Below are 22,478 nucleotides of genomic sequence, written 5' to 3'. Positions count from 1 at the left end.
TAGTAGACATCTTTACCGACGTCGATCCGGTACAGCGGCGGCATCGCGACATAGACGTGGCCATCCGCCACCAGCTTGCGGAAGTGACGCACAAACAACGCGCACAGCAGGGTCGCGATATGCAGACCATCGGAGTCTGCGTCGGCGAGAATACAGATCTTGCCGTAACGCAGGCCATCAAGGTTATCTGATGCTGGGTCAATCCCAAGAGCAACGGCGATATCGTGTACTTCCTGCGATGCCAGAATTTCTCCTGACTCCACTTCCCAGGTATTCAGAATCTTACCGCGCAGCGGCATGATGGCCTGAAACTCGCGATCACGGGCCTGCTTGGCAGAACCACCCGCCGAATCACCTTCCACCAGAAAGAGTTCCGTACGTTCGCTGTCCTGACCGGTACAGTCGGCCAGCTTGCCCGGCAAAGCTGGACCCTGAGTAATTTTCTTACGTGCGACTTTCTTGGATTTGCGCAAACGCGACTGCGCACTGGAAATCGCCAGCTCAGCCAGACGTTCGGCATCCGCGGTATTTTCATTCAGCCAAAGCGCGAAGGCATCTTTCACTACGCCCGAGATAAAAGCTGAGGCTTCACGAGAAGACAGGCGCTCTTTGGTCTGACCCGCAAACTGAGGGTCGGCTAACTTGGCAGACAAAACATATGAGCAGCGCTCCCAGAGATCATCTGGTGTCAGCTTGATCCCGCGCGGCAACAGGTTGCGGAATTCGCAGAACTCACGCAACGCGTCGAGCAAGCCAGAACGGAAGCCATTCACATGAGTACCGCCCTGCGCGGTCGGGATCAGGTTAACGTAACTTTCCTGCAACAGCTCTCCGCCTTCAGGCAGCCAGAGCACGGCCCAGTCGACACCTTCAGTATCGCCGCTCATTGCGCCTGTGAAGGGCTCTTCGGGGATCGCTTCCCAGCCAGTTGTCGATACTTTGAGGTAATCTTTCAGACCATCTTCGTAATACCACTCAGCACTGTCTTCAGCGTTCGGGGCATTGAACTTGATACGCAGTCCCGGGCAGAGAACCGCTTTAGCACGCAGGTTGTGCTTGAGTCGTGCGACAGAAAACTTGGGAGTATCAAAGTATTGAGGGTCCGGTAAGAAGCGAACGCTGGTACCGGTGCGTTTCTTACCACAGGTGTCGACCACCTGAAGATCAATCGCTTTATAACCGTCTTTAAAGCCAATGCGCTGGACCTGACCGTCGCGCCAGATGGTTACTTCGAGCACCTGCGACAGGGCATTCACGACAGAAACACCGACACCGTGCAGACCACCGGAGAACTGGTAATTGTCATTACTGAACTTACCCCCGGCATGTAACTGGGTAAGAATCAGTTCAACGCCCGAAATACCATGTTCAGGGTGAATATCCGTTGGCATACCACGACCGTCGTCGAGCACAGTCATTGAGCCATCTTCGTGCAGCGTCACCTCGATTTTGCTGGCGTGACCTGCGAGAGCTTCGTCCACCGAGTTATCAATCACTTCCTGCGCCAGGTGATTCGGGCGGGTAGTTTCGGTGTACATGCCCGGACGCTTACGGACCGGGTCCAGACCACTCAGGACTTCAATCGATGAGGCGGTGTATTGCTTTGACATCTGTTCCCCTGTCAAACCATGAATTGCAGTAATGTCCGGAGTATACCGGGGCGTGGGGGAGTCTGCCTACCAGAGGCGACTCAAGTGCCCCAGCATCTGAGGTACCCGGTCGATAAAATGCTGGAAACTATGATCACCGCCGCCCTCCAGCCAGCCCGGACATTCGCGGTAAAGCTCAGCAGCATGCCGGTAATCGAGAGTTTCATCGCCCGTCTGCAATAGCAGCAGCAGATTCTGCGGATTCTGAACAACTGGCGTATTGAGCGCTTCAAGCTGATGTAGGTGCGCTTCTTCGAGCAACAGTGTTTCGCCCGTATGGTAGTGAGTGTGCTCGCCGAGGTAATGCCTGAACAATTCGAACGGTCGGACCGCGGGGTTGATCAATACAGCAGGGGCATCGTGTTTTTCGGCTAAAAAGGTCGCGTAAAAGCCACCCAACGAACTGCCGACAATCCAGACCCGGTCATGCTTCTCACGCAATTCCGCCAAGGCCTGCTCGGCCAATGCAATGGCATCCTGGGGGGCGAAATGGATAAAAGGGGCGTTAATGGAGCCGAGTTCGGGATGTTCACGGAACAGAGCCATCATCTGCTGGGCCTTCTCAGAGGCGGGTGAGCTGAGAAAACCGTGGAGATAAAGGCAGCCGCTGTTCTGCACAGAGGCTGGAATCAGCATATCAATATCCTGTCTGGGTACGATCTACCGCAAAGGATACATGGCTCAGGCGTTCAACGCCCGTGCTGATACGCCCATCTTTGTGCAGCTCTAACCAGCGGAAACCGGGCGCAGCCTCATCAAGACTGAAACCACTGGTCTGCGGCTCAAACTGTATACAGGTTGAGGGCGTGGACATCAGGCGCACGCCATTCACGTAACCATCGCAGCTCTGATGCACATGCCCCCAGAGCACCCCTTTGGCGTTGTCATGACTACTAAGAATATCCATCAGCGCCTGACGGTTGCGCAGACCAATGTTGTCCATCCACTCGCTGTTCATCGGGATCGGATGGTGGTGCAGACAAACGAGCGTATGCAGGTCTTCCCGCTCTGTCAGGGCACGTTCGAGCATATCCAACTCTTCCTGCCTGAGCTGGCCAAACACGGCACCTTCCACCTGAGAGTCGAGCATCACAATCTGCCAGTGTTCGCTGCGGATCACCTTATGCAGATGATCCCGCTCACGTCCGACTTTCTCAAGGTTACGGGGTTCGTCATGATTTCCGGGAAGCCAGAAGACAGGAGCACCGAAGCGGGCCATGGCATCGTCCAGCAGGCGGTAGGATTGTTCGCTGCCATCCTGAGACAGGTCGCCTGTGACCAGCATGGCATCGGCCTGAAACGGAAACGCATCCAACTGAGACAGAACGGCATGCATACTGTCGTACGTGGGTACGCCCAGCAGCTTACCACCTATATCCCCGAAGAGATGGGTATCGGTCACCTGCACGATGCGCAATGTCTCGGCGGATGTCAGTTGGAACACGTTGGCCTCAGTGTGAATTTCAGTGGGCTGAGACTATATATTAGACGTCTGTCAAAGCCCCGAACGGAAACCCATCACATATCGGAATATACGGGCCAATATACGAAAAAAGTACCAGCCCAGGCCAGAGTGGCCCGGCTCAACACACTTAATTAAAAGGTCGGCGTAAAACTGAAAGGCTGCTCGACATGCCCGTGCTGCAGACAGTGCTCGAGCCAGTCGGCAAGAAACTTATTCAGCTGAATTTTTTCATCGGGCATGCGCATCTGAGGATTGGGGTATTGATACCGCCCCTCAAATTTATGCTGGTTCTGGTAACTCAGCACCTCGGCCATGCTGGCGTCGTGGTACAGGCGCACATTCATGGAAGGAGGAGTGACCCACTCCGGGCTCAAGCCCTCCTGCTGTACGGTCAGCATCGTGGTGTATGGCTGCACCTCGTCGATCCTGATCCGCACCCGGGCACTCTGATCACCCATCCCTGTGATCGCAAACGTGCGCTCACCGCCTTCGTCGGTCTCAGGCAGCAAGCGAAGGAATCGCAGGTAATTCGACTCGGCAACGGAAGCCATTTCCTGCAGGTCAGGGACGTAGCGTTTACGGCGCAAGCGTTCTCTCCGGAGTAAATATCAAAGACACAACACCTTAGCAGGACGCATGAAGATTTTCCTGATCAGCGCCACTACCGGCAATGTCAGACATGACTGAAGACGCCCTCAAAAGAGCGCATGTGTCGTCCTGAACGCTGCCTTTAAGCAGTCACTGAGGCGTGATTAATCTTCAGCCATTGTAACGCCATAATGGTCGCCGCGTTGTTGATGGTGCCATCCTCCACACCGCGATAGGCATCGTCAAACGGCACCACAAATGCACGGATGTCTTCATGTTCGTCATCAAGACCATGCAGCCCGCCCATGCCTTCACTGTCGATCAGTCCACAGAAAATCGCGACCTTTTCGCTGGTACCGCCTGGGGACACCCAGTAATTGCACACAGGAATCAGGCGGGTGGGCACGGTGCCAGCCTCTTCTTCGGATTCACGCAAGGCGACGTCCTCAGGCGTTTCGCCCTCTTCCACCATGCCCGCGACCAGCTCAATCAGCCACGGAGAACGTTCATCCTCAAGCGCCCCGACGCGAAACTGCTCAAGCAGCACCACTGCATCTTTTTTGGGATCAAACAGCAGGACACAGACCGCCTGCCCGCGCTCGAAAAGCTCACGAGTGAACGGCCCCATCCATTCGCCGTTAAAGCGTTTATGGCGAAGGGTGAGCTTTTCCATGCGGAAGAACCCCTGATATGCGACTTCTTTTGCCTCCACGACGACATCGGCGGCTGTCATGGGCGATGGGAAAACGGACATGCTTGACCTATCTATATATCTATACAAGAATATTCGAATAAACACCGGCAATACTGACTGTTCGCTCAGTAGCAACAAAGGTGAAACTGAAAGCCGGATAATTTCTGTTAGACTTGGTGCACCTCCGGAAATTCCAGGGGCACCTGAGAGCATTTTATACCTTCTCCTGGGAAAGGCACCTTTATGAAAAAACTGCTTACTCTGACATCTGCAATCCTGTTGCCATCGGCCGTTATTGCTGCAGATCTCAGCACCATATACGACATGGCCGCCAGCAACGACCCACAAATTGCTGCTGCCCGCGCCAGTCGCGAAGCAGATGCATACAACGTCATGATCGCCCGCGGCGCTCTGCTGCCACAGGCAGAAGCCAGCTACACGCACACTAATGTCGAAATCGAAATCGACGGTGTAAACGGACTGGTCACTGATTACGAACTCGGCGCATTCTCGGTTACCGCCGGAATGTCACTGTTCAACCTGAACAGCTGGTACACCTACAAGGCAGCTCGCGCTGGTAACGACAACGGCATTTACGAGCTGCAAATGGCCGAACAGCAACTGCTGCTTCGTACGGCGGAAGCCTACTTCAACGTCCTGCGTGCCGAAGACAACCTGTCGACTGCCGATGCTGAACTGAAAGCCGTGCAACGCTCACTGGAGCAAACTAAGCAGCGCTATGACGTCGGCCTGACTGCGATTACCGATGTTCATTCGGCGCAAGCCGCTTACGATCTGAGTTATGCCAACCTGCTGGGCCAGCAGGCAAACCGCCAGATTCAGTACGAAACGCTCGAACAGCTGACAGGCCAGACCATCAGCGATGTTGCCGCGTTGAAAGGCTCGGTGGATATGAATCGTCCAGAGCCTGCCGACCCGAACGCCTGGGTTACTTCCGGCATGGATAAATTCCCGGGCCTGCGCATGGTGGACTCACAACTTGAAGCCGCTCGCCTGCAACGCAACGCCGCACGTGCAGCGCACCTGCCTACCGTAGAAGTTTTTGCTAACTATGAAGACGGCGATCAGGCCACAATCATCACCGAAGATCCTGCTGGCGTCACCCGAACCGCTTATGGCATCAAGGTATCAGTACCTCTGCTGGCCGGTGGTTCTCTGTATGCTCAGACCAAACAGGCTGCTCTGAATTACGCTGCCGCTGACTATCTGCTTGAGAACGAACGACGCACAGTTCGTCAGAATATTCGTACTCTGTACCTGCAGGTCCAGAATGATGTTCTGAACATCAAGGCACGCCAGCAGTCGATCCGCTCTGCACGTAGTGCACTGGATGCGACCCAGACAGGTTATAAAGTCGGTACCCGTAATATTGTTGAAGTGCTCGACGCACAACAGCAGCTGTACGGTGCAGAACGTGACTACGCAAACGCGCGCTATGACTACATCATCAACCTGTTGACCCTGAAGTACTACGCAGGCACGCTGAACGAAGGCGACATCAATATGCTGAATGGCTGGCTGCAAGGCTGAACAGCTTGCAGTAAGACACTAACCAGCGTGAAAAAAGGGGCCTTGGCCCCTTTTTTCGTGTTCGTTTACTTCCCCCAGTAAAGACGGGGCGTCTGCCCCCTGTTATCCCGCGCCGCCACTGCTATAATCGCCAGTCTTTGAATTCGCGCAAACCACAGGAATTATCACCGTGAGTGAGAGCCGCCATAACATCAAAACCTTCCAGGGCCTTATCGCTGCCCTGCAGGAATACTGGTCCGAGCAGGGCTGTGTGATCAATCAACCGCTCGATATGGAAGTCGGTGCCGGTACCTTCCACACCGCTACCTTCCTGCGTGCTATTGGCCCTGAAAACTGGGCATCTGCCTATGTTCAGCCAAGCCGCCGCCCGACCGATGGCCGTTATGGTGAGAACCCGAACCGTCTGCAGCACTACTACCAGTTCCAGGTGGTTCTGAAACCTAATCCGGTAAACATTCAGGAACTCTACCTCGATTCGCTGCGTGCAATGGGCGTTGATCCTCTGGTGCACGACATCCGCTTCGTTGAAGACAACTGGGAATCTCCAACGCTGGGCGCCTGGGGTCTGGGTTGGGAAGTCTGGCTGAACGGTATGGAAGTCACTCAGTTCACGTACTTCCAGCAAGTGGGCGGCCTTGAGTGCTTCCCGGTGACTGGCGAAATCACCTATGGTCTTGAGCGTATCGCCATGTACCTGCAGGAAGTCGATTCTGTTTACGATCTGGTCTGGACCTACGGCCCGGACGGCAAAGCCGTGACGTACGGCGATGTATTCCACCAGAACGAAGTCGAGCAGTCGGCGTACAACTTTGAACACGCGGACGTAGACTTCCTGTTCACTGCGTTTGATCAGTACGAAAAAGACTGCGCTCGCCTGATTGATGCTGGCTTGCCTCTGCCAGCCTACGAGCAGGTTCTGAAGGCATCACATACCTTCAACCTCCTCGATGCCCGTGGCGCCATCTCTGTGACCGAGCGTCAGGGCTATATCCTCCGCGTCCGCACTCTGGCGCGCTCAGTTGCACAGGCGTACTTCAACAGCCGTGCAGAACTGGGCTTCCCGCTGGCTGAAGAAGCCAACCGTGCTGATGTGCTCGCCAAGTATCAGGCCGAAAAAGCCGACCGCGAAGCAAAAGCTGCCGCTCAGGAGGAGAAGTAAAATGAGCCAGTCTAATAAAGATTTTCTGGTAGAGCTCGGTACCGAAGAGCTGCCACCAACGGCGTTAAAGTCGCTGTCTGACGCTTTCACTACTGGTGTTGAAGCCGGCCTGAAAGAAGCTGGCCTGAGCCACGGAAACGTCGTCAGCTACGCTGCTCCACGTCGCCTCGCCATCACGATTGAAGCACTCCAGTGCGAACAGGCCGATAAAGAAGAAACTCTCTACGGCCCTCCGGCGAACATTGCCTTTGATGCCGACGGTAACCCAACAAAAGCGGCTGTAGGCTTTGCCTCACGGGCAGGCGCTGATGCCTCTGAACTTCAGACGGCACCCGAGTCACACGGCAAAAATGCCGGTAAGCTGATGCTGCAACGCACCATCAAAGGCCAGCAGACTACCGAACTTCTCGCCGGCATCATTCAGACCAGTCTCGATAAGCTGCCAATTCCTAAGCGTATGCGCTGGGGTGCATCACGTGTTGAATTCGTACGTCCGGTACAGTGGCTGGTCATGCTGCTGGGTGATGCGGTAGTTGATGGCGAAGTGCTGGGCCTGAAAGCCGGTAATACCAGCCGTGGCCACCGTTTCCATGCACCGGGCGAGATCGTGATTGCCAACCCAATGGCGTATCAGGAAACCTTGCGTAGCGCCTATGTGATGGCCAGCTTTGCAGAGCGCTCAGCCCTGATCAAAGAACAGGTCACAGCTGAAGGAAAAAACCTCGGTGGCGAAGCCATTATTGATGAGGACCTGCTCGACGAAGTGACCGCACTCAACGAGTGGCCTGTCGCTCTGGCTGGCTCATTCGACGAAGACTTCCTGCGCGTTCCGCCAGAAGCACTGGTGTCTTCTATGAAAGAGCATCAAAAATACTTCCACGTGATGAAAGATGGCAAACTGCTGCCTAACTTCATCACGGTATCAAACATCGAGTCGAAAGACCCTGCGCAGGTGATCTCAGGTAACGAGAAAGTGATCCGTCCACGTCTGGCCGATGCTGCCTTCTTCTGGGATACCGACCGTAAGCAGAAACTGGAAAGCCGTTTCGCCAAGCTCGAGAACGTCGTCTGGGTAAACAAACTCGGTTCCGTTGCTGATAAAGCCCGCCGCATTGGCGCACTGGCAGCCCGCATCGCTGGCGAAACCGGTGGCGATAAAGCACTGGTTGAGCGTGCAGCGCAGCTGTGTAAGAACGACCTCGTATCCAACATGGTGTTTGAGTTCACCGACCTGCAAGGTCTCGCCGGTAAATACTACGCGGAACACGATGGCGAGCACGCCGATGTTGCAGCCGCCATGGTTGAACAGTACATGCCTGCGTTTGCGGGTGATGAACTGCCGGCAACACAGACCGGTACTCTGATTGCACTGGCCGACCGTCTCGACAGCCTTGTCGGTCTGTTTGGCTTAGGTCAGATCCCAACGGGCTCCAAAGACCCGTTCGCACTGCGTCGTGCGTCTCTGGGTGTGCTGCGTATTCTGGTTGAGAAAGAGATCAATATTGATCTGGCGACTCTGATTGATTACGCACTTGAAGGCGACTGGAAAACGGCACCAAAGGCCGATACCAAAGCCACCCTGATCGAATACATGCTGGACCGCTTCAGCGCCTGGTACGCGGATGAACACATCCCGACGGGCGTATTCCAGGCAGTTCGTGCCTTAGGAGTCACCAACGCACTCGACATCAACCGTCGCGTCAAAGCCGTGTACGAATTCAGCAAGCTCGATGCTGCCGAATCTCTGGCTGCCGCGAACAAACGTGTATCGAACATTCTCGCCAAGAACGGCGGCGATGCCGTCGAAGCCAAAGTTAACGGCGAGCTGCTTTCACAGAACGAAGAGCAGGTACTGGCCCGCGAAATCGCAGCCAAGCATCAGGCGCTCGAGCCCCTGATGGCCAAAGGCGATTACGCCGCCGCCCTGAACGAACTGGCTGGCCTGCGTACCGCAGTGGATGCTTTCTTCGATAACGTTATGGTTATGGCCGATGACAAAGCCGTGAAAAATAACCGTCTCGCACTGCTCAAACAGCTGCAAGGGCTGTTTATCGGTATCGCGGATATTTCGGTGTTGTAAGACTGATACCTTGACCAAGAAAAGCCCGCCAGGCATGTCTGCTTGGCGGGCTTTTTTGTTTAAAGCGTACTTAAATTATTCCGCTTTATGGCCGACACCAGCGGGGTAGCCACGTCGGATTTCTTTCATATGAATGCGCCCTTCAATTGGGTCATCGCTGTGATCCTGCCATTGCATCCACTGCGTCAGCGAAATAGAAAGCTGCAATGAATAATCCAGTGAAATCCAGCTGCTGCGTCCACTATCGTAAGCCGGTACGCCATCGCCCATCACGTTAACTGGGCCAGAGCCTGTTTCAACCGTCATATTAAATGGCTCAGCTGCTGGCGTATTAGCGAAGTAAATACTGTCTATTTCAGCGAAGCCGATACCGTTGTTCACTGTTGCATCAGCTCCACTGCGATCCTTACCAATCGCCGGGTTAGCCGCATTTGGCGTGACACATTCTTTGGTCAGTGATGAGAACTGTGAAAGGAGTGGCGGCGTCACCAGATTTTTATCTGGGACAGAAGCCGTGCCATGACAGGACATACATGAGCTGTTGGCATTATCCGCAGGGCCATTTAAGCGATAATTACAGCCCAGATGACCCATCTTCTTCATGACGTCATCACCACCGTATTTATTCAGCTCATCAACGGTATCCCAAAAAATAACTTCCTGTTTAAAGCCATTTTTCTTCACGTCGACCGGATGGTTATACGCAAGCTGACCTTCTGGTGGTGTGTCGTTACCCCACATAACACCCAGCAGAGCAATACGCTGCCACGGGTCTGCTACATCCGCCTTACGCTGACCGTCAGCAACGAAGGTACCGAACACCCACTCAGTACCTTTGGCACGACTGTCTTTTACAGCAAAGTCGAATTGCAGCAAGGTCACGTCACCCCACTCGGTAGTACTGCGAGGGCACTGCTCGCTCTCTTCAATCAACGTACACTCTTTACCGTTAGCAGGTGTGCAACTGCAGAACGTTGGATCTGAGATATTGGCATTCCAGCTCGGAAGATTCTCCATCACTGGCAGCACATCAGGGCTGAGCGTATTGAAAAGCGGCTTACCGATCACCGCGCCTTCGTCAAAGCTGACGTCGTCCTGCGGAATTTTCGCGGTGCCGTCGGCCTGCCAGACAGTGCCGAGAGTGTAAGCTGCCGTGGCATTGAAGAAACCTACCGCCCACATGGTGCTTTGCTTATCGCCTTCTGGTGTTGAGAACGTCACCGGCGCCTCTCGTGTCAAGCCGTGTGTGAACTCGCGTCCGCTCATGGCATCGTACGTCTGGAATGGAATGTTGTACCAGGGACGAACCTTGTTATTACATACGTCCCAGTCTTCAATACCATTCTGGTTAACATTGCCTTCCTGGATATACTCCATCACCAGCCAGCCATATTCGTATGCCAGCTTCGCTTTTTCTTCCTGAGACGTGCCCTCTTCGAATAACGCATCGAATTTATTGTCACGCCATTGCTGGTTTGCCGCGTCGTCCACCGGAGAGCGCGGGAAATCATCCGACAGCTGAAACACAGGCCCTGTCCAATCAGCCGGGGGAACGTTGCTGGTTTTCTGGCCGACCCACTGATCCGGGAATGCCGGGTCCTGCCAGTAACTTGGGTAAGTGCCTGTACAGGTTCCATTCCTGGCTGAATCGGAGGTTGAATCAGTGGTTGCTACATCTTCTTTCGGGGATTCTCCGCAAGCTGCCAGCATCAATGCTGAGCCACATACGGTCGCTGCCATAAGCCGTTTTATCATTGTTATATCCATATCCATCGTCCTTAATTGTGATGGGAAGTGTTGGGAAACCCAGATTAGCAGAGGTGTCTTGATGGATACCTGAGATTTCAGGCATGTCAGGTGTCGGGATATGACAGTGGCGACAGTAGTACGCCCCTCCCTCCCGTGTGGCCGCCAGTGTCTAATGCCACCGAAGCCTGACGACTTCCGTTATACTCGGGCTTTATTTTCCAACAGCCCGGAGCCCCTCTATGCAACTCATCATCCTCGACCGCGATGGCGTTCTGAATCAGGATTCCGATGCGTACGTTAAGTCCGTTGATGAGTGGCTGCCGATCCCGGGCAGCGCAGAAGCCGTAGGTAAACTCTGCAAGGCCGACTTCACTGTTGCTGTCGCAACGAACCAGAGTGGTCTGGCACGCGGCTATTTTTCTCAGGCTGATCTTGATGCCATGCACGACAAAATGACGGGGCTCGCTGCGGCTGAGGGCGGTGAGTTTGCTCATATCGCGTTTTGCCCGCATGGCCCGGACGATGGCTGCGACTGCCGCAAGCCACTGCCTGGTTTAATTCATCAGATCGAAGATGCGCTTAAGGTCTCGGCAGAAGGTGCCTGGATAGTCGGTGACTCGATACGCGATCTGGAGGCTGGAGCTGCAGCAGGATGCAAAACTGCGCTTGTAAGAACCGGCAAAGGCGAGAAAAGTGAGTACAAACTCACCTCTCACCCCACGTTGGCTGATGCCCCCGTATTTGAGGACCTGGCCACGTTTGTTGATTGGCTTATCGCCCAGCAACCTTAGTTGCTCACCGGCTCCCACGGTAAGGTGCCGGGCGCAGCCTCGATAAAGTTTAGGTACTGCTCAAGGTGATCCACCAGGTCGCGGATGACTTCCTCTTTGCTGCACCCAAACAAATCGTAACCCAGCGAACCATGACTCAGGTGAACATCGGCACGCCAGAAGGTCGCCGACTTTGCGCCCGCTGGCCGATAATCCGGCGCGTCATGCTCGGTGGCTTTGACCTGATAAAAGAACTCATCAACGCCCTCTCTCACGAGAGACATGGAGACTTCCCCCGTCGCGCCACTGACACGCACATCCCAACCGTGAGAACGTAGCTCTTCACTGACTTCTTCCAGCGCGGGCGTAACAACGCCCTCAATGTATTTCTCGACTTTGTTAGCACCGGGGAATTTCATCATACCATTCAGGCGCTTGCGCCAGTCTCCGCCATTGCTGTGCGGGCGAACTGGGGTAATCGCATTGATAGAGCCCTCACGATGACCTTCGATGACCAATGCCCGCCAGAGCCCGGCAACGGCCAGCAGCATGATGATCCCGAATGGTAATGCACTCACGATGGTCATGGTCTGCAATGCACTTAAACCGCCAGCCAACAACAAGGCCGCCGCTATGCCCCCTTCAAGGAAAGCCCAGAACACTCGTTGCCAGACCGGAGTCTCTAGTAAACCACCCGACGCCAGTGAGTCGACCACCAGAGAACCCGAGTCGGATGAGGTGACAAAGAAGGTAATGATCAGGAAGACGGTGATGATCGAAAGGAAAAACGACATCGGCAGGCGATCATAAAACTCAAACAGTGCCACCGCATGATTGGACTGAACTTCGCCGATCAACGCCTCTTTGCCCTGCTCCATAATCAGGTGCAGTGCCGTATCGCCAAAAATGGCGAACCACAGAAATGTAAACAGAGTCGGAACCGCCAGGACACCAAACACAAACTGACGGATCGTACGTCCACGGCTGATCTTAGCGATAAAGAGACCAACAAAAGGCGCCCAGGCAATCGTCCAGGCGAAGATAAACAGTGTCCAGTTACCAATCCAGTCACTGTGTGTGTAGGCCTGCATATTAAAGGTGCGCTCGACAACGCCACCCAGATAAGCACCTGTATTCTGCAACAGGGTATTAAGAATATGAACGCTCGGGCCTACGGCGAAAACAACGGCCATAAGAAAAACTGCCAGCCCCATGTTCAGCATCGACAGGTTCTTAATGCCCTTGTCCATACCCGCAACCACTGAAGCCGTCGCAGCCAGAGTAATCACAGCAATGGCGATCACCTGAACGGTCGTGCTCACCGGTATCGCTGGCCAGAGATAATTGATGCCTGCATTTATCTGAGATACCGACAGCCCCAGCGTCGTTGCCAGGCCAAACATAGTCCCCAATACCGCGAACGTATCGACGATATGCCCAGCCCAACCATGAATGCGATCACCAATGAGAGGGTACAACGCAGAGCGCACAGACAAGGGAAGACCGTGCCTGTAGGCAAAGTAAGCCAACACTAACCCCATCAGACCGTAGATCCCCCAGATGTGGAGACCCCAGTGGAAATAGGCAATCTGCATGGCTTCTTTTGCCGCGGGCACAGTCTCTGCGGCACCGGCCGGAGGCGTCGAATAATGAAGTACGGGCTCAGCCACACCAAAGAACAGCAGTGCGATACCGTAGCCTGCTGAGAACAACATTGCGAACCAGGCCGGAAACGAATACTCGGGTTCCGCATGATCAGAACCCAATCGGATGTTGCCCCAACTGCTGAAGCCAACCACAAGAATAAAAATCAGAAAGATCGCCACCGCTAACATGTAGAACCAGCCAAACGTCTGGGTAATCCAGCCCAGCATACTGCTGAACAGATTGCCCGCTGCTTCAGGATTACTGACCGTGCCTATAATCAACAGAGCCGCGACAATAATGGTGGGGACAGCAACAGGCATAAGTAACGTTGCCTGAAGGCCTTTTCGTTCGAGATTCATTCAACACTCCGGTTTGTATGGTCCAGCGCACCCCGTCTCAGCGCGGCGTGCCTGTATTACCCTGACAAAGCCAGAGCCAGATAGCAAATCGCTACTTTTCAGAAGGCGGCTTTCGCCGTACTCTGAATACAGTGCTAGTCACACTCCGAAGGAGTAAACGATTGCCTGAGACCACCGCTCGCTCTACATCACTCGCCGCCTGCCGCACCATCATTTTTATGGTCTGGATGACCTTCCTCACCCTGATCTGGATTCTTCCCGCTCTGATTATTTCGCCATTAATGGACCTGCCTGCCCGGCACCGTCTTATTGGCCGACCTTTCTGCATCGCCTGCGTCTGGTCTGCACGCCTGATTCTGGGCCTGCGTTGGAACGTCATCTACGAGGGCGAACTCCCCGCCCGGCCTTCGATTATTATGGCTAAGCACCAAAGCAGTTGGGAAACCTTTATGCTGCCCGCACTATTGCCGCCGCAGGTTCAGGTCATCAAAAAAGAGCTGACGCGTATTCCGATCTTTGGCTGGTACCTCGCCATGATGGGGCCTATTACGATCGACCGGACGCAACGGACGACAGCTCTCAAAGAGCTCGTTAAGCAAGGAACACAACGTCTGAACAACGGCTTTCATGTGCTGATATTCCCCGAAGGGAGCCGTGTCCCTGCAGGCGCACGTAAAGCGTTTTCTAAAGGGGGCAGCATGCTCGCCAGCCGCGTCAAGGCGCCTGTGATTCCCATAGCTCATAACGCCGGAGACTTCTGGCCGAACCACCACTGGATACGCTACCCAGGCACAATTACTGTCGTTATAGGTGCTCCGCTCGATAGTAAAGACTTACCAACTAAGTTTCTTCATCAGCAATGTGAAGAGTGGATCAATAATCGCGTCGACGAGATTTCTGCAACGCCTTTTCAGGGTACTGTGATTACTGAACTCACCAGCGGAAAACGATTCTGATAACTGCAACACTCTGCATGATATGATCATTGCCGCTATTACCGGGGGATTCACAGGGGGGACACTATGGTGATTGAAGTGGGTGGTATTTTTGGCATTCTGATTCTGGTTGGCGATATCTACGCCATCCTTAACACCGTGCAGGCACGCACCACATTGGGCGTAAAAGCGGCCTGGATTGCAGCAATCCTGCTACTGCCTGTCGCAGGCCTGATTGCATGGTATTTCTTTGGTCCTCGTGAACCCAAGGTCAGCTGACCAACTCAGGGTTCTGTTAAGGTTTTTACACAGACAGCGGCTTAACTATCGCCGCTGTCTGAGCTGGAGCTGGCACTTGGTGTACCCGAGCCGCCTGCATCCTTAAGTGCGCGCTCTTTACCCGCAGCTTCTTCAGCACGTTTTTCCACTTCCTCGACCAAGCGAACATTGGCGTTCGGTGCCTTGCCCTGCTTGTCTTCACCAAAGTAAATAGTCTGGTGTGGGAATGGAATCTCGATATTCCGCTCATCAAAGGCAATCTTCATCCGGCGGTTAAACTCACGGCCTACGTTCCATTGCTGGATCGGCTTAGTCTTGATCCGCGCCTTAATCATCACGGCACTGTCAGCAAACTGGTCGACACCCAGCACCTCAAGGGGCTCAAGAATCAGATCTTCGAAGTCTTTGTCTGAACGCAGGTCTTCATCAACCTCGCGCATAATCGCAACGACTTCGTCTGTATTCTCACGATACGCTACGCCCACATCCATCAGGTAGTAGCTGAAGTCTTTGGTCAGGTTCGAGATGATCGATACTTCACCGAATGGAATCGTGTGCACAGTACCGTCCAGGTCACGCATCTGAATCTTGCGCAGCGTGATCTTTTCTACCAGACCAAAATGATCATTGATCTTGATGACGTCACCAATTTGCAGCAGATCCTCAAACACCACTGTCAGCCCGGTCAGGAAATCCTTCACCAGAGTCTGAGCACCAAAGCCCACAGCAATACCCAGAACACCAGCACCAGCCAGTAACGGCATAATGTTGATACCTATTTCAGAGAGAATCACCATCACCGAGAGAAGCGACAGCGTGATTAGCAGAATATTGCGAATGATTGGAGTGATAGTCTGGAAGCGCGAGCTGTTCAGTCGCTCGTGACGGAACATTAACGTCTCCAATAAGGCATTGGTGCCCTCCCAGATAGAAGCAAACACCAGAGCAGCGAGAGAGATCGACAGCACGGTCCCGAGCAGACTACCCAGCCCTGACATGCTCTCTTCACCAAAATACACAGCCGCAACATCCAGTGCTGCGTATCCCACAAGAATAAGACCTACCGCGTAACCGATGGCACGCTGAATGGTAAACAATGAACTGAAACGCTCCTTATCCCAGTGCAAACGCTTGCGTACCCGCTTCATGCGTTTATCGAGAAACCGGCTCAGATAACCATTCAGAAAAATACCCACTAGAACCAACAAGGTGGTCACGCCGAACGCCAGTACGTCGCCAACAATATTCTCAGGAAGCCCGTAGCTATCAGTCAGTGCCGTGAACTCACTCAGCACGCCTGAGCCGGTGCTATCCAGACCAAAAACTGAAGCCAGCTCGGGTTCTGGCTCTGGTTCTGCCTCTAACATCAGTTCCAGCTTCTGAATCAGATCCTGCCGCTCTGTTTCACTCTCCAGCGTGCCAATCAGGTTCTTAACTGCCTCCCGGTCAACTGCCTGACCATCGCCCGATCCATCCGAGGAACCCGGTGAAGCAGGAGCACCCCAAACTAACAAAGACGAGAGTAGTAACAGGCATGCAGCCAGTAAACGCATAGTGTTCTCCAACAAAATTATGAAGTTATCGACCAGCAAATCTGCGCTGGGTTCATCCTGAGTGACCATAATGCCGCCTATATCAGGCGATTAAGTCATTGTGACAATACTGCCATCTTGGATATAACTGGTACGAGACTTTAACTATCTGCGCAGGAGAAGGCCATGAGTACCACCGCCGATATCAGCATGTCCCAGACAGAATCGACTAATGGCATTGAAGTCCGCCGCATGGACTTCATTTTTGACCAGGTCGATACCATGGACTGGTATCGTGGCAATCCGATCCTTACTGCCTTCATAGCTGTACTCTCAGGTACCTTCCCGCCGGGCGAGCAGATGTTTATAGAGTCTGTGCGCAATTACAAAGACCGTGTGACTGATCCGCAGCTACTAGAAAACGTCAAAGACTTCACCCGTCAGGAAGCCCACCATACGAATCAGCACAAGCTCGCGAATGAGAAGCTTGAGTCACTCGGGTGGAAAGCGCAGAAGATCGAGAAACGTGTCGAGAAAGCCATCGCACTGCTCAACGCCAAGCGCTCGAAGCGGGAACGTCTGGCGGCGACAGTCTGCCTTGAGCACATTACTGCGATTGTGGCTGAGTATGTACTTACTCACCCCAAGCAGCTGGAAGGTATGCACCCTTCCATCAAATATATGATGATCTGGCACGCCATCGAAGAGATCGAACACAAGTCCGTCGCTTTTGATGTGTACATGACCACCGGCGGTCAGCGTAAGACACTGCTGCGTATCATGCGCGCCATTGCGGTACTGTTTCCCACCCTCACCATTGGCCGCACCATCTACCTTCTGTGGGCCGCTCGACGGATGCCCAGCTGGGTTCAGATCAAGGAAGCCTGGGGCATGCTCTTTGGTGAAGACGGCATGTTCACCTGCATCAAAGCGCCATTCAAAGATTTCTATCGCGAAGACTTCCACCCTGAAGACCACGACAATCGTGCATTGATCGAAAAGTGGAAAGCCGAAATTGAAGCGTACCGGGCTGGCTAAGCACGGGTTAACAGTCAGGCCAGCCAGACGACAGCCGAGCTTATTCCAGAAAGAACTTCGCCCGCTGCAGGTAGGCCTGTCGATCAGACAGGCCGTTATAGCCGCCGTTGACCCTGCGGGTAATACCCAACAGATCATCCTGATCGGCCTTTTCCTGCAGGTGCCGGGTTTCCCAGAACCAGAGACTCACCTTTAACGCATGCTCAGGGGTGGACAGTAATTCCGGCCAGTCCGGCTGCGACATATCTATCCCGGCGTACTCTGCGTACTGCTCGTAGTTATAACGTCCTGTCAGCTGAATTAACCCACGGCCCTTAAAGCGAACACCCTCACCGGGCTGAGTATTGCCCAGATCAGAGCGCCCTTCGTAAGCCTCACCAGAAGCCAGCTCTTCTGTGTAAAAGAGCGACAGACTCTCGTGTCCGATCTGAGCGAGAAAGTGCGCCAGACGGCGAGCACCAGAAACACACTCTGTCCGTTCAGCGGCACTCTGCATCAGTGGAAAATAGGTTTCGATCTTCGATGACGGCGCTGTCGGCATAACTGCCGCCAGGCAATCACTGGAAAACGCCTTCGGCTGCAGGTCTTTCAAAGTACGTAACGTGCGACCGTTTGGGTCGACCCGACCATCAGGGCGGTTAAGCCCCACTGCCCCACGCTGAAAAGCATCAATCACACTGATAGTTGCCGGGCCAATCAGGCCGTCAACCACTAAGGGTTTCTCCGGACTGAGAGCCTGATTCAACGCCGCCTGCACGATACGCACATCAGACTTCATATTTACGCCGCCAGCGCCAACACTGCACTGAATGCACATACGACAACTCCTTTGCTTTAAAAACCCGTTCAGCAGCCATACAGACACGCCTGCTTGCCTTCATCATCACTGAGGACGGCGCTTTTCTCAATGGCTGAGGCATGTCCTCACGCGCCACTGCGGACGTTGTGGGTTCATCTTATTTCCTGAATATACCTCGGAGCATGACAATGAGCCGAATAGGCTCTATTATTCGGCTCATACTATGAGCCGAATAAAGTATATAATCAGCTCATCGGCAAGTATTGATACAACAGTGAGCAGGCAATGAATCAACGCTGGATATGGCAGAACAGCCAATGGACCGAATTCTACTGGGACAACGATGTTCTTCAGCCGCTGCTGCGCGAGTGCCACAAACGCATTGGTCTGCTACAAGGCAAACAAAGTGTCAGCAGTAACTCCGAAGACCAGGCATTGGACACACTGCTGCAGAACCTTCTGGCATCATCTGCCATCGAGGGCGAAGAGCTGAATGCAAGCTCCGTGCGTTCCTCGCTGGCACGACATCTTGGTATCAGCGAAGCGGAGCCCTACCCCGTCAGTGATCGCTCGGAAGGGTTGGCTGAACTATTAATAGATGCGCTCACGAATCTGGATTCACCCCTCACGCAGGAACGTCTGTGTTACTGGCAGAAACTTCTCTTCCCTGAGTCCGTGTTATCAATCACTCAGAAAATCAGAGTCGGACAGCTAAGAGGCCCGGAACCTATGCAAGTTGTCAGCGGCCGCCTTGATCGCCAGAAAGTGCATTTCGAAGCGCCGCCCAGAGATGGCCTTGAGTCACAACTCCAACACTTTTGTGACTGGTTTAACCAAGGCGCTGATTGTCAGGACACTGACCCGCTTCTGCGAGCTGCCACTGCACACCTCTGGTTTGTCACCCTGCACCCATTCGACGACGGCAACGGCCGCCTGACCCGCGCTATTACCGATATGGCCTTGGCTCAGTCAGATTCACAGAGCGTTCGCTTGTTCGCGATGTCGGTAGCAATACTTGATATGCGCTCAGAATATTACAACGCTCTTGAGACGGCTCAATGGCACCGCGACGACGAACGGGGATCAGACATCACCGAATGGTGTCAGTGGTTCCTCAAAACCTTACTGACCTCAGTCAACAACGCCATAAACCAGATTGACCGCACAATCGTCAAAGCCAGGTTCTGGCAGACTTTTCGTGATATGCCACTGTCTGCCGAACAACGTAGGGTGCTGAACCGCCTGTTAGATGGCGGGCCCAAAGGATTCGAACATGGTATCAGTGCGGCTCAGTACCAGAAAGTCGCCAAGGTAAGTAAAGCCACAGCGACCAGGCATCTTGCTGACCTGGTGGCAAAAGGGTGCATTCAGAGGTTACCTGGAGGCGGGAGGAGTACGAGATATCAAATAGCCGTATCACTTTCGTAGAGATCGATAGGACACTACTGGGGAAAGATATAGCTGTATCAATAGGAATACCGAAATGAACAGCAACATCCCAATAAAACCTCCGACGTTTAATACAAAGAAAAGACCGGCCCAGCATAGCCAGTAAGTAGCCCCGATAGGGAAAGGCAAGTCGTACCCAGAGGCATAAGCAAGTTTACAGTGAGGGCACCTGACTCCCCCGCCTTGCTTCCAGCGGAAGTTCAGCGCTCCAATTCTATTACGCATGCTGTGTTTGCAGCGGACGCATCTCCCGAAACTTATTTCCATTTTTTATACTTTCCTTACTGAACAAAAAGCCCCGGCTGACGCATATCAGCCGGGGCTTTTTAGAGGTCTTTATCGTATCGACTTTCCCTGTGTTCCACGTGGAACATGGAACACAGAGAGCAGCGGATCAGAAGTCCAGGTTCGCTACGTTCAGTGCGTTCGCTTCGATAAAGGCACGACGTGGCTCTACGTCATCGCCCATCAGTGTAGTGAACATCTTGTCGGCGCCGATGGCATCTTCGATGCTGACCTGAAGCATGCGACGAGTCTCTGGGTCCATAGTGGTTTCCCAAAGCTGCTCTGGGTTCATCTCGCCCAGACCTTTATAGCGCTGGATGTTGAAGCCTTTCTGAGCTTCGTGGAGCAGCCATTTAACCGCATCCCAGAAGTCATTGATCATGTGAACGCGCTCGCCACGCTGGATGTAAGCACCCTCTTCCAGAGTCTCAGCCAGCTTCTCGCTCATGCTCGCGAGCTTGTTGTAACCATTGCCACCGAAGAAGTCGACATCAAGGATGTAGTCGCGTGCCATACCGTGGGTGATCACTTTTACGTCGACGTTGTAGTTGTCGCGCTCTGGATCTTTAACCGTCGCAACTTCGAAGTGTGAGCCACTACGGCCTGCATCAGGAAGTTGTTCACGCAGCTTACCAACCCACTCATTCATCGCAGCTTCGCTGGTCATCATGTCGGTAGTGACACGTGGAAGAGTCAGCATCAGGTGCAGAATCTCTTTACGCACGACATTCGACATACGATCGACCGTCTCTTGTGCAGAGCGATACTGATCTACTATCTGGGAAAACGCCTCATCAGAGATCGCTGGGGCGCCCTCAGAAGGGTGCAGCGCGGCTTTCTCGAGTGCGATATGGGTAAGGTAGCTCTCCATCGCTTCTTCGTCTTTGATGTACTGTTCCTGCTTACCACGCTTGATCTTGTATAATGGCGGCTGAGCGATGTAAACGTGGCCACGCTCAATGATTTCAGGCATCTGACGGAAGAAGAAGGTCAACAGCAGCGTACGGATGTGCGCACCATCGACGTCAGCATCCGTCATGATAATAATGCGGTGATAACGCAGCTTATCCGGATCAAACTCTTCACGACCGATACCACAGCCCAGTGCAGTAATCAGTGTGCCGACTTCGGCAGAAGACAGCATCTTGTCGAAGCGAGCTTTTTCGACGTTAAGGATCTTACCTTTGAGTGGCAGAATAGCCTGGGTCCGGCGGTCACGGCCCTGCTTAGCAGAACCACCCGCAGAGTCACCCTCCACCAGGTACACTTCGGAGAGTGCCGGGTCTTTTTCCTGACAGTCTGCCAGCTTACCCGGCAGACCTGCGATATCGAGCGCGCCCTTACGACGGGTCATCTCACGTGCCTTACGCGCCGCTTCACGAGCACGGGCAGCATCAATCATTTTGCCAACAAGCTCTTTCGCCTGCTGTGGGTTTTCCAGCAGGAAGTCCTGGAACTGACGCCCCATTTCCTGCTCAACGGCAGGCTTAACTTCGCTGGAGACCAGCTTATCTTTGGTCTGTGAACTGAACTTAGGATCAGGCACTTTCACCGAAATAATCGCCGTGAGACCCTCTCGAGCGTCATCACCTGTGGTCGATACCTTGGCTTTCTTATCCAGGCCTTCCTGAGTAATGTAAGAGTTCAGAGAACGCGTCAGCGCGGCGCGGAAGCCCGCGAGGTGCGTACCACCGTCACGCTGTGGAATATTGTTGGTATAGCAGTGAATGCTTTCCTGGAAACCGTCGTTCCACTGCATTGCTACTTCAACACCGATACCGTCGTCGCGCTGCTCAGTTAAAAAGTGGAATACTTCACTGACGGGTGTTTTACCTTCGTTCAGGAAGCCAACAAATGAGCCCAGACCACCTTCAAATTCAAAAATATCTTCTTTATCAGAACGCTCATCCTTCATATGGATGCGCACACCTGAGTTCAGGAACGACAGTTCACGCAAGCGCTTAGCCAGATAGTCGTAGCTGAATTCTGTCTTAGTGAAGGTCTCTTTCGACGGCAGGAAGGTAATCGCTGTACCCGTAGTGTCAGATACACCGACTTCTTTCAGCGGATAGTCCGGGACACCGTGCGTATATTCCTGCTCGTACAGCTTACCGCCGCGACGAATGGTCAGCTTCAGCTTCTCAGACAGCGCGTTTACTACCGAGACACCTACACCGTGCAGACCGCCGGATACCTTGTAGGAGTTGTCATCGAACTTACCGCCCGCGTGGAGTACCGTCAGAATAACCTCTGCAGCCGATACGCCCTCTTCCGGATGAAGCTCGGTAGGAATACCACGACCGTTATCGGAGACGGTAATTGAGTTGTCCTGATGGATAACAACCTCAACTGTGTCACAGTGACCAGCCAGCGCCTCGTCAATGGAGTTATCGACCACCTCGAACACCATGTGGTGGAGGCCGGTACCGTCATCGGTATCGCCGATATAC

18 protein-coding genes are annotated in these 22,478 nt (G+C 53.6%); 8 read left to right on the top strand and 10 right to left on the bottom strand.

The window, feature by feature from the left end:
• From parE to B2067_RS15250, 5 genes are all read right to left on the bottom strand, one after another.
• Positions 1–1,610 (bottom strand): DNA topoisomerase IV subunit B (gene parE, locus B2067_RS15270; RefSeq protein ID WP_301389006.1); only part of this gene is annotated, 1,610 nt, incomplete at its 3' end.
• Between the two features lie 66 nt (positions 1,611–1,676).
• Positions 1,677–2,285 carry a YqiA/YcfP family alpha/beta fold hydrolase gene (locus tag B2067_RS15265; RefSeq protein ID WP_068442615.1) on the bottom strand — a complete coding sequence of 203 codons (609 nt, stop codon included), beginning with the start codon at positions 2,283–2,285 and terminating at the stop codon, positions 1,677–1,679.
• A gap of 1 nt (position 2,286) precedes the next feature.
• Positions 2,287–3,093: a 3',5'-cyclic-AMP phosphodiesterase gene (gene cpdA, locus B2067_RS15260; protein ID WP_297533677.1), complete on the bottom strand. Its 807-nt coding sequence runs from the start codon at positions 3,091–3,093 to the stop codon at positions 2,287–2,289.
• Between the two features lie 152 nt (positions 3,094–3,245).
• Positions 3,246–3,701 (bottom strand): DUF1249 domain-containing protein, encoded by a 456-nt coding sequence (locus B2067_RS15255; RefSeq protein ID WP_068442623.1) that lies wholly within the window; start codon positions 3,699–3,701, stop codon positions 3,246–3,248.
• Positions 3,702–3,844: 143 nt separating this feature from the next.
• Complete coding sequence (locus B2067_RS15250; RefSeq protein ID WP_068435246.1) at positions 3,845–4,456, bottom strand: NUDIX domain-containing protein; 612 nt, start codon at positions 4,454–4,456, stop codon at positions 3,845–3,847.
• A 183-nt stretch (positions 4,457–4,639) separates the two neighbouring features.
• Here B2067_RS15250 and B2067_RS15245 point away from each other — a divergent pair, with 183 nt between their 5' ends.
• From B2067_RS15245 to glyS, 3 genes are all read left to right on the top strand, one after another.
• Positions 4,640–5,947 carry a TolC family outer membrane protein gene (locus B2067_RS15245; RefSeq protein ID WP_301389005.1) on the top strand — a complete coding sequence of 436 codons (1,308 nt, stop codon included), beginning with the start codon at positions 4,640–4,642 and terminating at the stop codon, positions 5,945–5,947.
• Between the two features lie 169 nt (positions 5,948–6,116).
• The gene (glyQ, locus tag B2067_RS15240; RefSeq protein WP_068442629.1) at positions 6,117–7,106 is read left to right on the top strand and encodes a glycine--tRNA ligase subunit alpha; all 990 of its coding nucleotides are present in this window, start codon (positions 6,117–6,119) and stop codon (positions 7,104–7,106) included.
• Between the two features lies 1 nt (position 7,107).
• Positions 7,108–9,186: a glycine--tRNA ligase subunit beta gene (gene glyS / locus B2067_RS15235; RefSeq protein ID WP_301389004.1), complete on the top strand. Its 2,079-nt coding sequence runs from the start codon at positions 7,108–7,110 to the stop codon at positions 9,184–9,186.
• 75 nt (positions 9,187–9,261) lie between these two features.
• Here glyS and B2067_RS15230 read toward each other — a convergent pair whose 3' ends face one another.
• Positions 9,262–10,941, bottom strand: coding sequence for a hypothetical protein (locus B2067_RS15230; RefSeq protein WP_301389003.1), 1,680 nt, complete (start codon positions 10,939–10,941; stop codon positions 9,262–9,264).
• Between the two features lie 233 nt (positions 10,942–11,174).
• Between B2067_RS15230 and gmhB the strand changes: the two genes are divergently transcribed.
• Entirely contained in the window at positions 11,175–11,726 is a 552-nt protein-coding gene (gene gmhB, locus B2067_RS15225) for a D-glycero-beta-D-manno-heptose 1,7-bisphosphate 7-phosphatase (RefSeq protein ID WP_301377786.1), read from the top strand.
• Here the strand turns inward: gmhB and B2067_RS15220 are convergent.
• Positions 11,723–13,711 (bottom strand): BCCT family transporter, encoded by a 1,989-nt coding sequence (locus B2067_RS15220; RefSeq protein ID WP_297533672.1) that lies wholly within the window; start codon positions 13,709–13,711, stop codon positions 11,723–11,725. The two genes, gmhB and B2067_RS15220, sit on opposite strands and share 4 nt — an antisense overlap.
• A 161-nt stretch (positions 13,712–13,872) precedes the next feature.
• On the opposite strand from B2067_RS15220, the gene B2067_RS15215 reads away from it, so the two are divergent.
• A complete protein-coding gene (locus B2067_RS15215; protein WP_297533670.1) occupies positions 13,873–14,667 on the top strand; it encodes a lysophospholipid acyltransferase family protein in 795 nt (264 codons plus the stop codon).
• A gap of 66 nt (positions 14,668–14,733) precedes the next feature.
• Positions 14,734–14,925: a PLDc N-terminal domain-containing protein gene (locus B2067_RS15210; RefSeq protein ID WP_068442368.1), complete on the top strand. Its 192-nt coding sequence runs from the start codon at positions 14,734–14,736 to the stop codon at positions 14,923–14,925.
• Between the two features lie 41 nt (positions 14,926–14,966).
• Here B2067_RS15210 and B2067_RS15205 read toward each other — a convergent pair whose 3' ends face one another.
• On the bottom strand, positions 14,967–16,478 hold the full coding sequence (locus tag B2067_RS15205) for a mechanosensitive ion channel family protein (protein WP_301389002.1): 1,512 nt from the start codon (positions 16,476–16,478) through the stop codon (positions 14,967–14,969).
• Between the two features lie 165 nt (positions 16,479–16,643).
• Between B2067_RS15205 and B2067_RS15200 the strand changes: the two genes are divergently transcribed.
• Positions 16,644–17,495, top strand: a complete 852-nt coding sequence (locus tag B2067_RS15200; protein WP_301389001.1) for a metal-dependent hydrolase — start codon at positions 16,644–16,646, stop codon at positions 17,493–17,495.
• A 40-nt stretch (positions 17,496–17,535) separates the two neighbouring features.
• Here the strand turns inward: B2067_RS15200 and B2067_RS15195 are convergent, their stop codons facing one another.
• Positions 17,536–18,312 (bottom strand): glycoside hydrolase family 19 protein, encoded by a 777-nt coding sequence (locus B2067_RS15195; protein ID WP_301389000.1) that lies wholly within the window; start codon positions 18,310–18,312, stop codon positions 17,536–17,538.
• 267 nt (positions 18,313–18,579) lie between these two features.
• On the opposite strand from B2067_RS15195, the gene B2067_RS15190 reads away from it, so the two are divergent.
• A complete protein-coding gene (locus B2067_RS15190; RefSeq protein WP_301388999.1) occupies positions 18,580–19,722 on the top strand; it encodes a Fic family protein in 1,143 nt (380 codons plus the stop codon).
• A 415-nt stretch (positions 19,723–20,137) separates the two neighbouring features.
• On the opposite strand, the gene gyrB is transcribed toward B2067_RS15190, so the two are convergent.
• The coding region (gyrB, locus tag B2067_RS15185; protein ID WP_301388998.1) for a DNA topoisomerase (ATP-hydrolyzing) subunit B at positions 20,138–22,478 on the bottom strand (2,341 nt) is incomplete at its 5' end.

This window comes from Thalassolituus sp. UBA2590, assembly GCF_002339775.1.
Taxonomy (GTDB): Bacteria; Pseudomonadota; Gammaproteobacteria; order Pseudomonadales; family Oceanobacteraceae; genus Thalassolituus.
Note: the sequence above shows the minus strand (reverse complement) of the source record. Positions and strands in the feature narration are given on the sequence as shown.

Coding starts and splice junctions, on each gene's coding strand:
- B2067_RS15265 (WP_068442615.1), bottom strand. CDS start 2,285: ATGCTGATTCCAGCCTCTGTGCAGAACAGCGGCTGCCTTTATCTCCAC.
- B2067_RS15250 (WP_068435246.1), bottom strand. CDS start 4,456: ATGTCCGTTTTCCCATCGCCCATGACAGCCGCCGATGTCGTCGTGGAG.
- B2067_RS15245 (WP_301389005.1), top strand. CDS start 4,640: ATGAAAAAACTGCTTACTCTGACATCTGCAATCCTGTTGCCATCGGCC.
- glyS (WP_301389004.1), top strand. CDS start 7,108: ATGAGCCAGTCTAATAAAGATTTTCTGGTAGAGCTCGGTACCGAAGAG.
- B2067_RS15230 (WP_301389003.1), bottom strand. CDS start 10,941: ATGATAAAACGGCTTATGGCAGCGACCGTATGTGGCTCAGCATTGATG.
- gmhB (WP_301377786.1), top strand. CDS start 11,175: ATGCAACTCATCATCCTCGACCGCGATGGCGTTCTGAATCAGGATTCC.
- B2067_RS15220 (WP_297533672.1), bottom strand. CDS start 13,711: ATGAATCTCGAACGAAAAGGCCTTCAGGCAACGTTACTTATGCCTGTT.
- B2067_RS15210 (WP_068442368.1), top strand. CDS start 14,734: ATGGTGATTGAAGTGGGTGGTATTTTTGGCATTCTGATTCTGGTTGGC.
- B2067_RS15205 (WP_301389002.1), bottom strand. CDS start 16,478: ATGCGTTTACTGGCTGCATGCCTGTTACTACTCTCGTCTTTGTTAGTT.
- B2067_RS15200 (WP_301389001.1), top strand. CDS start 16,644: ATGAGTACCACCGCCGATATCAGCATGTCCCAGACAGAATCGACTAAT.
- B2067_RS15195 (WP_301389000.1), bottom strand. CDS start 18,312: ATGTGCATTCAGTGCAGTGTTGGCGCTGGCGGCGTAAATATGAAGTCT.
- B2067_RS15190 (WP_301388999.1), top strand. CDS start 18,580: ATGAATCAACGCTGGATATGGCAGAACAGCCAATGGACCGAATTCTAC.